The sequence below is a fragment of the Acidovorax carolinensis genome, assembly GCF_002157145.1.
Classification (GTDB): Bacteria; Pseudomonadota; Gammaproteobacteria; order Burkholderiales; family Burkholderiaceae_C; genus Acidovorax; species Acidovorax carolinensis.
The window spans coordinates 1296210-1308467 of the sequence record NZ_CP021361.1 but is presented as its reverse complement, the minus strand read 5'-3'; the positions used below and the strand labels follow the sequence as shown (position 1 = coordinate 1308467).

The following is a 12258-nucleotide window of genomic DNA, read 5'->3' as shown; positions in this document are numbered from 1 at the left end:
AAATTTGATATTCATGACATTCACCGCACTGGAACTGATCAGCGAACACGCCTGCTTTGGCGGCGTGCAGCGCTTTTACAAGCACAGCTCGTCCGAAATCGGCCTGCCCATGCGCTTTGGCCTGTATCTGCCACCTCAGGCCCTGGCCGGGCAGAAAGTGCCGCTGCTCACCTACCTGGCCGGCCTGACCTGCACGGAAGAAACCTTCGCCATCAAGGCCGGTGCGCAGCGCCTGGCGGCGCAATGGGGGCTGGCCATCCTCACCCCGGACACCAGCCCACGTGGCGCGGGCATTGTGGGTGAAAGCAACCACTGGGAGTTCGGCGTGGGCGCCGGCTTCTATCTGGACGCCACCGAGGCGCCCTGGGCCGGTCACTGGTGCATGGAGAACTACCTCATCAAAGAGTTGCTGCCCGACGTGGCGGCGCAGTTTTCCCTGGACGACCAGCGGCTGGGCTTGTTCGGGCATTCGATGGGCGGCCACGGTGCGCTCACGCTTGCCTTGCGGCACCCCGGTGTGTTCCGCAGCGTTTCGGCCTTTGCACCCATTTGCGCGCCCACCCAGTGCCCGTGGGGGCACAACGCCTTCACCGGGTATCTGGGCCAGGATGAGAGCACCTGGGCCGCACATGACGCGAGTGTTCTGATGGGCCGGCAAGGCAACGCGCCCTACCCCCAGGGCATCCTGATCGACCAGGGGCTGGCCGACCAGTTTCTGGCAACGCAGCTGCACCCACACCTGTTCGAGAGTGCCTGCGCCCAGGTCGGGCAGCCGCTCACGCTGCGCCGCCATGCAGGCTACGACCATGGCTACTATTTCATCCAGACCTTCCTGGCCGACCACCTGCAGCACCATGCAACCTCGCTTGCCTGAACATTAATATCCACTTAAGCTGCGCTGCAAACAATGCCTGATGCCATTGTTATTGCAGCGTATGCAGCGCCTCGCGTTCGGCCGTCGTGCCGTTGCCCACCCTACCCATCCGTCTCGCGACATCCACCCCGCGTGGGTCGTGGTGCTCGCCAGCGCCTGGCTGGCCACCGCCTGCAACGTTCCGCTGTGGCGTGAGGTGGCCGCGCTGCCGGGGCAGGACACGCTGCGCGGCTGGGGCTTTGCGCTGGCTTTTGCGGTGATTGTGGCGGCGGGCAATGCCGCCCTGCTCAGTGTGCTGGCCTGGCGCTGGACGCTCAAGCCCGCCATCACCGTGATGCTGCTCATGGCCGCTTTCGGTGCCTATTTCATGCTGGCCTATGGCATTGCCATCGATGCCAGCATGCTGGTCAACGTCATGCAGACGGATGTGAAAGAGGCCGGCGACCTCCTCAACTGGCGCATGCTGGCCACGGTGCTGGCACTCACGGCCCCGCCGCTGCTGTGGCTGTACCGGCGCCCGGTGCGCCGCATGCATGCCTTTCGCCACATGGCCCATAACGGCGCACTGCTGGTGGGTTCGATCGTGGTCATCGTGGTCTGCCTGCTGCTGGTGTTCCAGGACTTCGCCTCCGTCATGCGCAACCACACCAAGCTGCGCTACCTGATCAATCCGCTCAACAGTGTGTACGCCCTGGGCAACATCGCCACCAAGCCGCTGCGGCTGGACACCAGCACGCTGATGCCGCTGGGCCGCGACGCCCAACTGGGCGCCAGCTATATGGGCCAGCAAAAGCCGCCCCTGCTGGTGCTGGTGCTGGGCGAAACCGGCCGCAGCGTGAACTTCGGCCTCAACGGCTACGACCGGCCCACCACGCCCCTGCTGTCGGCCCGTACCGACCTGGTCACAGCGCGCAACGCCTGGTCGTGCGGCACCAGCACCGCCGCATCGGTGCCCTGCATGTTTTCGCACCTGGGGCGCAGCGGCTTCGAGGCGCGCAAGGCCAACTACGAAAGCCTGATCGATGTACTGCACCATGCGGGCCTGGCCGTGCTGTGGCTGGACAACCAGGCCGGCTGCAAGGGCGTGTGCGAGCGTGTCGGGCAAGTGCACACCACGGCGCTGCAAGACCCGGCGCTGTGCCCCGATGGCGAGTGCCTGGACCCCATCATGCTCAAGGACCTGGATCAGCGCCTGGCCAACCTGCCCGCCGAGCAGCGCAGCCGAGGCACCGTCGTGGTGATGCACCAGATGGGCAGCCACGGCCCGGCTTACTTCAAACGCTCTGCAGCGGCGCTGAAGAAGTTCCAGCCCGAATGCACCTCCACTGCCCTGCAGGAATGCACACAAGCGCAGGTGGTGAACGCCTACGACAACAGCATCGTGCAGACCGACCAGTTTCTCGATTCAGTAATAAATTGGCTCTCAGCCCAATCGGATAAAGCGCAAACTGCTATGATTTATGTAGCGGATCATGGTGAATCGCTGGGCGAGAACAACATCTACCTGCATGGCCTGCCCTATTCCATCGCACCCGATGTGCAAAAGCATGTGCCCTGGATCACCTGGCTGTCTCCCGCCATGCAGGCGCGCAGCGGCGTCTCCACCCCCTGCCTGCAAAAAGACCTGGCCGAGCGGCGCATCACGCACGATGGCTACTTTCACTCGGTGCTGGGGTTGATGGATGTGAAGACGAACGTTTACAACCGCGATTGGGACATGTTTACGGGCTGCCGGCACCCGGCTGCCGTCCAGCCGGCCGGCTGACACACCGCGAAGGCCAGGCGGTTTTTCACCGAAGAAAAACCGCGCGCGGGGGCTTCAGAAAATCCCGTGGAGCCCCCGCCTGTTTGTTGGCCCCTACCCTGCTTCCTTACCGCGCCCCCAGCCATCCCTTCGCCTCACCGAGCAAATGCCGCCGGAACACCTCCGCAATGGGTGACAGCTGCTTACCCCTGGGCCAGACAAGATGCCATTGCGACTGGATGGGGAAGCCCTGTACGTTGAGGACAGCCAGGCCTTCGTGATGGGGCCCCAGGGCATGGCGGGACAGGATGGACACGCCGAGCTGCCCCTCCACCGATTCCTTGATGGCCTCGTTGCTGCCCAGCTCCAGCACGGCACTGGGGGCAAAGTCGATCTGGCTCAGGTGGGCATCGGTGGCCATGCGGGTGCCTGATCCTTTTTCGCGCAGGATGAAGCGCTCGGCCTGCAGCTGCGCCATGGTGATGCGCTTTTTGGCAGCCAGCTTGTGGCCCGCAGGCGCGATGACGACCAGCGGATTGGGCATGAGGATCTGGTCTTCCAGCGGCAGGTCGCCAGGCGGCATGGACATGACGTAGAGGTCGTCCAGATTGCTGCGCAGTCGGGTGATGACGTGGTCACGGTTGAGCACTTCAAGCGATATGTCGATCTGCGGGTGCAGCTTGCAAAAGCTGCCAAGCAGGCGGGGCACAAAGTATTTGGCGGTGCTGACCACGGCCACTTTGAGGCGCCCGCTGGTCAGCCCCTTGACGCCAGAGACGCGCTGCTCAAACGCATCCCATTCACCCGCGATGGCGCGTGCGGTGCGTGCCAGGGTCTGCCCCGCCTCGGTCAGGTGCACGCGGCGCGACACCACTTCATACAGCGGCAGGCCCACGGCCTGTGTCACCTCGCGCAGCTGCATGGACGCCGTGGGCTGCGTGACATGCATGACCTTGGCGGCGGCGCTGACGCTGCCGGTTTCGGCCAGCGCCAGAAAAAGGCGCAACTGGCGAAAAGTGATGTTCATAGATTTTTATCTATATATATCCGCATTCGAATCGATTTTACTTTGGAGTGTCACGCCACTAGCATCCCACCCCACAAGGAGTTATCTGATGCAAAGCTTGCTGGACCCTGCGATCTTGTTTTTTGCCCTGGGAGTGTTTGCGGGTTTGGTCCGTTCCAACCTCGAGATGCCGGCGGCGATCTCGAAGTTCTTGTCGATCTACCTGCTGGTGGCGCTGGGGCTCAAAGGAGGTTTTGCGCTGGCGGCCTCGGGGCTCACCCCCAGCGTGGCCAGCAGCCTGGGGCTGGCGGTGCTGCTGGCCGTGTTGGTGCCGCTGGTGGGCTATGCAGTACTGCGGCGAGTGCTGTCGGGCTTTAACGCGGCAGCGGTGGCGGCCACCTATGGTTCGGTCAGCGCGGTGACGTTCGTGACAGCCACACAGTATCTGGAGTCACAGCACATTGCCTACGGCGGCTACATGGCGGCAGCCATGGCGCTGATGGAGTCGCCCGCCATCATCCTTGCGGTGATGCTGGCCAATACGCTGCGCCAGCGGCAGGCGGTGTCAGCAACCGCCTCAACACCCCTCTTGCGCGTGCAACCGGTGGTGGCCATGGCATCGGCCGGGGGCCCGGTCATCGGTGGGGGCACCGCGGCAACCGGTAAGCCGGGGCCGCACCTGTCGGTGGGCAAGATCCTGCACGAGTCGTTCACCGACGGCACCCAGTTACTGCTGCTGGGCGCCATGGTGATTGGCCTGTTGACTGGCGACGCGGGCAAGGCGGCGTTGCAGCCATTCTCGGGCGACCTGTTCAAGGGCATGCTATGCCTGTTTTTGCTCGACATGGGACTGAGCACTGCGCGCAACCTGCCTGCGGTGCGCAAGCAGTCCCCCTGGGTGCTGGCCTATGCGGTGCTGGGGCCGCTGATGCATGCAAGCCTGGCACTGGTGCTGGCGTGGTTGCTGCAGGTGCCGGCCGGTGATGCGGTGCTGCTGATGGTGCTGGCGGCCAGTGCGTCGTACATCGCGGTACCCGCAGTGGTGCGCTACGCAATCCCCGAGGCCGACCCGTCGCTCTATGTGAGCCTTTCGCTGGGTGTGACATTCCCGCTCAACATCCTGCTGGGTATTCCGCTTTACACGCAGGTGGTGCAGCAGATGTGGATGGGCTAGCCAGGTGATTCGCGCAACCCTAAAACAGGCACGCCTGCCCGCGCGCCAGCGCCGGACGGAACTGGCCCAGGTCCAGTTCCACCCGCTCGCGGTTGAGCCCCAGCCGCCGGCACGATGCGGCAAACCGCTGGCGCAGCAGGTCGGCCCACAGGCCCGCCCCCTTCATGCGCGACACGTAACTGCTGTCGTAGCTCTTGCCTGCGGCGCGGGCCGCCGGGCCCAGGTGGTGCAGGTCCTGGATGCGTGCCATCACGCGCGCGGCGCGATCGGGGTAATGCAGGGCCAGCCATTCGCGAAACAGCGCATCCAGCTCCCACGGAAGCCGGATCACCGTGTAGAAAGCGCTGCGCGCACCGGCCTCGTACGCCGCCTCCAGAACCTTTTCCATGTCTTCGGTGATGAAGGGAATCTGCGGCGCCACGCTCACGCCCACAGGCACACCCGCCTCGGCCAGCGCACGGATGGTGCGCAGGCGCCGGTGCGGCGCGGCCGCGCGCGGCTCCATGCGCCGGGCCAGGGCCGCATCCAGCGTGGTGATGGTCACATACACCGCCGCCAGGCGCTGCGCTGCCAGCGGCGCCAGCAGGTCCAGGTCGCGCTCCACCCCGCTGCTTTTGGTGATGAGCGAGAACGGATGCCGCGCATCCCGCAGCAGCTCGATCACGCCGCGCGTCAGGCGCAACTCGCGCTCCATGGGCTGATAGCAGTCGGTGGCCGAGCCGACGTTCAGCAGGCGCGGCACATGGCCAGGGCGGGCCAGCTCGGCGCGCAGCACCTCGGCGATGTTGTGCTTGGCAATGATCTGCGTTTCAAAATCCAGTCCCGGCGACAGGTTCACATAACTGTGCGTGGGCCGGGCGTAGCAATAGACGCAGCCATGCTCGCAACCCCGGTAGGGGTTCACCGAATGTTCAAAAAAGATGTCGGGGGAATCGTTGGCGCACAGCGCGCTGCGGGCGGTCTCCAGGTGCACGCGGGTGGGCGGCAGCGCGGCCTGCGCCTCGCCATCGGGCGAAAAATCCCAGCCGTCATCGACCACCGCGCGGGTCTCGCGCATGAACCGGTGCGGCATGGCGGTGGCGGCACCCCGCCCGCGAATGGCTTGTATGGGGATTCGCGCCTCCGGTGGCGGGCCGCTGGGCGAATCTGCGGGATCGACATCATTTTTCATAACTGTATGAATGTACAGTTTTTCGAATTTATCCGTGTGGACCAAGACACCGCTTTTGACCACGCGGCGCAGTGCGAGATTAGCGATCCACTACAGTCCCAGCCTTTACAACCAGCTTTCGAGGTACTTCATGGCGCGCAAACCCCAGATCACCCTGTCTTCCCTGGACCTGGATCGCATTGAAGCACTGCTGGCGGCGATTCCGGCCAGTGTCTTTCCGGGCAAGGCCGACCTGCAGGCAGAGCTGGACCGCGCCGACGTGGTGGCGCCCGAGGAAATTCCGCCCAATGTGGTGACCATGAACTCCACGGTGCAGTTCACGATCCAGGAGAGCGGTAAGGAGTTTTGCCTGACGCTGGTGTACCCGCGCGACATGGATGGCAGCGCCGACCGCATCTCGATTTTTGCACCCGTGGGCAGCGCCCTGCTCGGCCTGTCGGTGGGCGATGAACTGGCATGGCCCGGGCCTGGTGGCAAGTCGATGACGGTGCGGGTCAAAAGCATCATCTACCAACCCGAGAGCGCGGGCGAACTGCACCGCTGACCCGCCCGGCGGACGGACAGCCCTGCGCCACACCGAGGACCGGGCGCGCTGGATTAGCCCCAATGGCTGGCGGTAACCGCCACCAGCATACCGGTGCCGACCAGCCCGGCCTGCCAGCGCAGCGCCGTGGTCCATGATGGCACGTGGCGTTCCACGCGCTGATACAGCAGCCGCCCTGCCATGAGCGACAGGGTGAAGGCTGCCAGCATGCCCAGGGCATTCCACCCGGGCGCTTGCGGCCAGAGGTGGCTGACCACCGCATTGAGCAGCAGGCACACCGGAAAGTGCACCAGAAACACCGAATACGACATCTGACCGAGCCGCACCACGGGCGCGAACCCCTGCCATTGCCGCCAGCGGGCTGACCGCAGCGCCCAGGCCAGAGTCAGCGCCGTCACCAGCGCCAAGGCAATGCGCTCCCGAAAATCCAGCGCCAGGGCGGCGGCGCCCAACACTGCGATGACCGCCATCCACGCGCCGCGGCGCGGGGTCTGCACGGCCCAGAAGGCCATCATGCCGAGTCCATAGGACCCCAGGAAATACAGGGCCCACATGTCAAGTTCAGGCTCGCGGTTGAAAACCAGCAGCGACGCCGCCGTGCCGACGACCACCAGCGCACGCCCCAACCAGGCAGCATGGTGCGCGCGCCCCTCGCCACAAACCGACCGCACCAGCGTCAGCAGCAGCACCGAGCCAACGAACAGCTGGAAATCAATGGCGACGTACCACACGCCCGCAGAAAGGGCCTCTTCGCCCACGATATCTTGCAGCAGCAGCGCATTGGCCACCAGCTGGGCCAGACTGGGCTCACCGGGCACCGAGGGATGGTCCAGCCAGCTGCGCACCAGCGCCGCCACCACCACGGCCAGCACCAGCGCCACCGCATAAGGCACTACCAGCCGCACAAAGCGCCGTGCGATCTGCTGGCTGGCGCTGTCAAACCGCGCCAGCCCCTGGGGCGCCAGGCTGCTCGCGGCCAGATACCCGCCCAGCACCAGAAAGATCTGCACGGCCATGCGCCCATAGTCGTAGAGCCAGGCCATCAACCCGGGCGCCAGCGGCTGCGCGATGTCAGACATGGGGCCATAAAAAGCGAGGTGGTGCCACACGATGGTGGCGCAGGCAATGCCCTTGACCATATCGATCAGCGGCGTGCGGGAGTGAGGAGATGTCATGCGGCAAAAAGAATCGGCGGCTGGAAGTCCACCAGGCGGCAAAGCCGCAAAATCTTCTATTGTCGTCGGACAACGCAATGTTTGCCGAAGCGCGCTGAAGAGCGCTCGCTGGGTAGGCCCGCAGACCTAGGTTGCGGGGGCCACCCACAAAGCCAAACCTGCGATGGCCCTTCGCCGTTATCGAACTTTCAGCAATTACTGAAAATCCGATAAATCACAGGCGCAATGCGTTTCTATGACCTGCGTTAACCATTTACGACCCTAGAACCGCCAGTTCGTAGCCCATTTCGGATGACTGGGTAGCCGCTGGGGCATCAACCACACCGTGGAACTGGCTTCCAGCGCCGATGGAACAAGCGTTAATCGCTATCTAGTTCATAGCTGTTTTTTGGGTGGTGCCTGGGTTGAGGGCGGAGGCCGGGTCTCGCCCCGGCCTCCGTCCTTCGCAAAAGCACGCAAAGAACTATCAAAAAAATAGCTACCAGCGCTCAGCAGCCAAGCACTACAGCCACAAAAGACCAGAACCTACAGCTTCAACCGCGCCCGCGCCGCCTCATACTCACCACGCAGCTTGGTCACCAGCTCCGCCGTGCTCGTTACCGCATTGATGGCCCCAATGCCCTGGCCACAGCCCCAGATATCCTTCCACGCCTTCTTCGCATCGCCGCCAAAGTTCATCTTGCTCGGGTCGGACTCGGGCAGGTTGTCCGGGTCCATGCCCGCAGCGCGGATCGACGGCGCCAGGTAATTGCCGTGCACGCCGGTGAACAGGTTGCTGTAAACGATGTCGTCGGAGTTGCCCTCCACAATGGCCTGCTTGTAGGCATCCGATGCCCGCGCCTCGTGCGTGGCGATGAAGGCCGAGCCGATGTAGCCAAAGTCCGCGCCCATGGCCTGCGCGGCCAGCACGGCGTCGCCGCTGGCGATGGAGCCGCTCAGGGCGATCGGTCCGTCGAACCACTGGCGAATTTCCTGGATCAGCGCAAACGGGCTCTTCACGCCGGCATGGCCGCCAGCGCCCGCGGCCACGGCGATCAGGCCGTCGGCGCCCTTTTCAATCGCCTTGTGCGCAAACTTGTTGTTGATGATGTCGTGCAGCACGATGCCGCCCCAGGCGTGCACGGCCTGGTTCACGTCTTCGCGCGCGCCCAGGCTCGTGATGATGATCGGCACCTTGTATTTGGCGCAGACCTGCATGTCGTGCTCCAGCCGGTCGTTGCTCTTGTGCACGATCTGGTTGATGGCAAAGGGCGCGGCGGGCTTGTCGGGGTGGGCCTTGTTGTAGGCGGCCAGCGTCTCGGTGATCTCGGCCAACCACTCATCCAGCAATTCTGCGGGGCGCGCGTTGAGCGCGGGCATCGAGCCCACGATACCGGCCTTGCACTGCTCGATCACGAGCTTGGGGTTGCTGATGATGAACAGCGGCGAGCCGATGACGGGCAACGACAAGTTCTGCAACGCGGGAGGCAGTTTGGACATGGCAACAACTTCCTGAACGAAAATAGGGATGAAAATGCCCCTAGCGCTTACTCATAAAACGCTAGTAGCTATCATTTTTATATCAAAAAACCCCCTGCAGCGCAGGCAGCCTGGTCACAGACTCAGAACGATTCCAGCGCCAGATCGGTCACGCTGCCAGCGCCTTCGACGATGCTGTCGCGCAGGCCCGGTGCCTTGACCAGAATGTGCTCGGCATAGAACTGCGCCGTGGTGATTTTTGCGCGCAGAAAGGCTTCGTCCTGTCCCTTGGGCAACAGTGCCTCGGCCACCAGCAAGCTGCGCGCCAACTGCCAGCCGGCCACCAAATTGCCCGCCAGCATGAGGTAAGGCACGCTGCCCGCAAAAACGGCATTGGGGCTGGCCTTGGCGCCACCGGCGACAAAGTCCACCACATCCAGAAAGGCCTGGCGCGCCGCCGCCAGCCGGCGCGCCACGGCCTTGGCGGCGGGGGTGCCGCTGGCCAGCAGTTCGCCCTCGGTCTTTTCGATCTGTGCGGCAATGCCCTTGGCGGTCTGACCGCCATCGCGCGCGGTCTTGCGGCCCACCAAGTCGTTGGCCTGGATGGCGGTGGTGCCTTCGTAGATGGTCAGGATCTTGGCGTCGCGGTAGTACTGGGCCGCGCCGGTTTCCTCGATAAAGCCCATGCCGCCATGCACCTGCACGCCCAGGCTCGTGACTTCCTGGCTCATCTCGGTGCTGTAGCCCTTGACCAGCGGCACCATGAATTCATAGAACGTGGCGTTCTGCTTGCGCGTGTCAGCGTCCGGGTGGTGGTGGGCGGCGTCATAGGCGGCGGCGGCCACGGCGGCCATGGCGCGGCAGCCTTCGGTGGTGGCGCGCATGGTCATGAGCATGCGGCGCACATCGGGGTGGTGGATGATGGCCGCGCTGGCGTTGATGCTGCCATCCACCGGGCGGCTTTGCACGCGGTCCTTGGCGTAGCCCACGGCCTTCTGGTAGGCGCGCTCGGCGATCGCAATGCCCTGGACCCCTACGCCAAAGCGCGCGGCGTTCATCATGATGAACATGTATTCGAGGCCACGGTTTTCCTGGCCCACAAGATAGCCCACAGCGCCGGGACCGGCGCTGTCTGCGATGCTCGCCGCCGTGCCGTCGCCAAACTGCAGCACGGCCGTGGGGCTGGCCTTGATACCGAGCTTGTGCTCGATGCTCACACAATACGCGTCATTGCGCGCACCCAGGCTGCCATCCTGGTTCACCAGGAACTTGGGCACGACGAACAGGCTGATGCCCTTCACGCCTTCGGGCGCTCCCGCCACACGGGCCAGCACGAGGTGCACGATGTTCTCGGCCATGTCGTGCTCACCCCAGGTGATGAAAATCTTGGTACCGAAAATCTTGTACGTGCCATCGGGCTGCGGATCGGCCTTGGTGCGCACCAGGGCCAGGTCCGAGCCGGCCTGCGGCTCGGTCAGGTTCATGGTGCCGGTCCACTGGCCGGAGATGAGCTTTTCAAGGTAGATGGCCTTGAGCTCATCGCTGCCGGCCGTCAGCAACGCCTCGATGGCGCCGTCGGTCAGCAGCGGGCACAGGGCAAAGCTCATATTGGCACTGTTGAGCATTTCCATGCAGGCCGCGCCAATGGTCTTGGGCAGGCCCTGGCCACCAAAGTCGGCCGGGTGCTGCAGGCCCTGCCAGCCACCCTCGGTAAGCTGGCGAAAGGCGTTCTTGAAGCCGGGCGTGGCCGTGACCACGCCGTCCTTCCACGACGACGGGTTCTTGTCACCCTCGAAGTTCAGCGGAGCCAGCACGCCCTCGGTGAACTTGGCGCATTCTTCCAGCACGGCCTGCGCGGTATCGAGGCCCGCGTCTTCAAAGCCAGGGATTTGTGCGATCTGTTCAATATTCGCCAGGTGCTGCATGTTGAACAGCATGTCCTTGACGGGGGCGGTGTAGCTCATGGGAATCTCCAGGGGATGTGAATGTCAAAAAAAAGGCACCGCAAGCGATGCCTTTTTGCGGGCCCGCAGACCTTACAGCGCCTTGACCAGTTCCGGCACGGCCGTGAACAGATCCGCCTCCAGCCCATAGTCGGCCACGCTGAAGATCGGCGCCTCCGGGTCCTTGTTGATCGCCACGATCACCTTGGAGTCCTTCATGCCGGCCAGGTGCTGGATGGCGCCCGAGATGCCCGCTGCGATGTACAGCTGGGGTGCCACGATCTTGCCGGTCTGGCCCACTTGCCAGTCGTTGGGGGCGTAGCCTGCGTCGACCGCGGCGCGGCTGGCGCCCAGGGCGGCGCCGAGCTTGTCGGCCAGCGGGGTCATGACTTCGTCGAACTTTTCCTTGCTCCCGAGGGCCCGGCCACCGGAGACGATGATCTTGGCGGCGGTGAGTTCGGGGCGGTCGCTCTTGGCGATTTCGCTGCCCATGAAGCGGCTTTTGCCGTTGTCTGCCGTGGCGGCGGTGGTTTCCACTGCTGCGCTGCCTCCGGTGGCCGCTGCGGCGTCAAAGCCGGTGGTGCGCACGGTGATGATCTTGACGCTGTCTGCGCTTTGCACGGTGGCGATGGCGTTGCCGGCGTAGATGGGGCGCTCGAAGGTGTCGGCCGCGATCACCTTGGTGATGTCGCTGATCTGGGCGACGTCAAGCTTGGCCGCCACGCGGGGGGCCACGTTCTTGCCGCTGGCGGTGGCGGGGAAGAGGATGTGGCTGTAGTTGCTGGCGATGGCGAGGACCTGGGCGGCGACGTTTTCAGCGAGGCCATGTTCCAGGCCGGGGGCTTCGGCGTGGATGACTTTGGCGACGCCGGCTATTTTGGAGGCGGCCTGGGCGGCGGCGCTGGCGTTGTGGCCGGCGATCAGCACATGGACGTCGCCTCCGCACTGGACGGCGGCAGTGACGGTGTTGAGGGTGGCGCCTTTGATGGTGGCGTTGTCGTGTTCAGCAATAACGAGAGATGTCATGACGGTCGTCTTTCTCTTGATTCTTTAGTGGTGTCGGTATCCACCGCGGCCCTCGATCCACCGGGGCCGATGCGCGGGACACCAAGGAAGGGCCGCCCCGCACCGAGGGTGTCGTCCCCCTGGGGGGATGACGCGAAGCGGCT

The 12258-nt window shown here is 64.3% G+C and carries 10 protein-coding genes; 4 read left to right on the top strand and 6 right to left on the bottom strand.

The features are described 5' to 3' along the window. The first annotated feature begins 13 nt into the window (after positions 1-13). Complete coding sequence (fghA, locus tag CBP34_RS06060) at positions 14-874, top strand: S-formylglutathione hydrolase (protein ID WP_094097569.1); 861 nt, start codon at positions 14-16, stop codon at positions 872-874. 40 nt (positions 875-914) lie between these two features. Next, positions 915-2639, top strand: a complete 1725-nt coding sequence (locus CBP34_RS06055; RefSeq protein WP_094097568.1) for a phosphoethanolamine transferase — start codon at positions 915-917, stop codon at positions 2637-2639. Positions 2640-2745: 106 nt separating this feature from the next. On the opposite strand, the gene CBP34_RS06050 is transcribed toward CBP34_RS06055, so the two are convergent. Then, positions 2746-3645, bottom strand: a complete 900-nt coding sequence (locus CBP34_RS06050; RefSeq protein ID WP_094097567.1) for a LysR family transcriptional regulator — start codon at positions 3643-3645, stop codon at positions 2746-2748. A gap of 88 nt (positions 3646-3733) precedes the next feature. On the opposite strand from CBP34_RS06050, the gene CBP34_RS06045 reads away from it, so the two are divergent. After that, entirely contained in the window at positions 3734-4798 is a 1065-nt protein-coding gene (locus tag CBP34_RS06045) for a sodium-dependent bicarbonate transport family permease (RefSeq protein WP_094097566.1), read from the top strand. Between the two features lie 19 nt (positions 4799-4817). Here CBP34_RS06045 and CBP34_RS06040 read toward each other — a convergent pair whose 3' ends face one another. Further along, positions 4818-5969, bottom strand: coding sequence for a PA0069 family radical SAM protein (locus CBP34_RS06040; protein ID WP_094097565.1), 1152 nt, complete (start codon positions 5967-5969; stop codon positions 4818-4820). 130 nt (positions 5970-6099) lie between these two features. On the opposite strand from CBP34_RS06040, the gene rnk reads away from it, so the two are divergent. Further along, complete coding sequence (gene rnk, locus CBP34_RS06035) at positions 6100-6513, top strand: nucleoside diphosphate kinase regulator (RefSeq protein ID WP_086911862.1); 414 nt, start codon at positions 6100-6102, stop codon at positions 6511-6513. A gap of 53 nt (positions 6514-6566) precedes the next feature. Here rnk and CBP34_RS06030 read toward each other — a convergent pair whose 3' ends face one another. From CBP34_RS06030 to CBP34_RS06015, 4 genes are all read right to left on the bottom strand, one after another. After that, the gene (locus tag CBP34_RS06030; protein WP_094097564.1) at positions 6567-7688 is read right to left on the bottom strand and encodes an acyltransferase family protein; all 1122 of its coding nucleotides are present in this window, start codon (positions 7686-7688) and stop codon (positions 6567-6569) included. A 525-nt stretch (positions 7689-8213) separates the two neighbouring features. After that, positions 8214-9167: an NAD(P)H-dependent flavin oxidoreductase gene (locus CBP34_RS06025; protein WP_094097563.1), complete on the bottom strand. Its 954-nt coding sequence runs from the start codon at positions 9165-9167 to the stop codon at positions 8214-8216. A gap of 122 nt (positions 9168-9289) precedes the next feature. Further along, a complete protein-coding gene (locus CBP34_RS06020; RefSeq protein ID WP_094097562.1) occupies positions 9290-11110 on the bottom strand; it encodes an acyl-CoA dehydrogenase in 1821 nt (606 codons plus the stop codon). Positions 11111-11182: 72 nt separating this feature from the next. Continuing rightward, positions 11183-12115: an electron transfer flavoprotein subunit alpha/FixB family protein gene (locus CBP34_RS06015; RefSeq protein WP_094097561.1), complete on the bottom strand. Its 933-nt coding sequence runs from the start codon at positions 12113-12115 to the stop codon at positions 11183-11185. Positions 12116-12258: the final 143 nt, after the last annotated feature.

Coding starts and splice junctions, on each gene's coding strand:
- CBP34_RS06055 (WP_094097568.1), top strand. CDS start 915: ATGCCATTGTTATTGCAGCGTATGCAGCGCCTCGCGTTCGGCCGTCGT.
- rnk (WP_086911862.1), top strand. CDS start 6,100: ATGGCGCGCAAACCCCAGATCACCCTGTCTTCCCTGGACCTGGATCGC.
- fghA (WP_094097569.1), top strand. CDS start 14: ATGACATTCACCGCACTGGAACTGATCAGCGAACACGCCTGCTTTGGC.
- CBP34_RS06045 (WP_094097566.1), top strand. CDS start 3,734: ATGCAAAGCTTGCTGGACCCTGCGATCTTGTTTTTTGCCCTGGGAGTG.
- CBP34_RS06050 (WP_094097567.1), bottom strand. CDS start 3,645: ATGAACATCACTTTTCGCCAGTTGCGCCTTTTTCTGGCGCTGGCCGAA.
- CBP34_RS06020 (WP_094097562.1), bottom strand. CDS start 11,110: ATGAGCTACACCGCCCCCGTCAAGGACATGCTGTTCAACATGCAGCAC.
- CBP34_RS06025 (WP_094097563.1), bottom strand. CDS start 9,167: ATGTCCAAACTGCCTCCCGCGTTGCAGAACTTGTCGTTGCCCGTCATC.
- CBP34_RS06040 (WP_094097565.1), bottom strand. CDS start 5,969: ATGAAAAATGATGTCGATCCCGCAGATTCGCCCAGCGGCCCGCCACCG.
- CBP34_RS06030 (WP_094097564.1), bottom strand. CDS start 7,688: ATGACATCTCCTCACTCCCGCACGCCGCTGATCGATATGGTCAAGGGC.
- CBP34_RS06015 (WP_094097561.1), bottom strand. CDS start 12,115: ATGACATCTCTCGTTATTGCTGAACACGACAACGCCACCATCAAAGGC.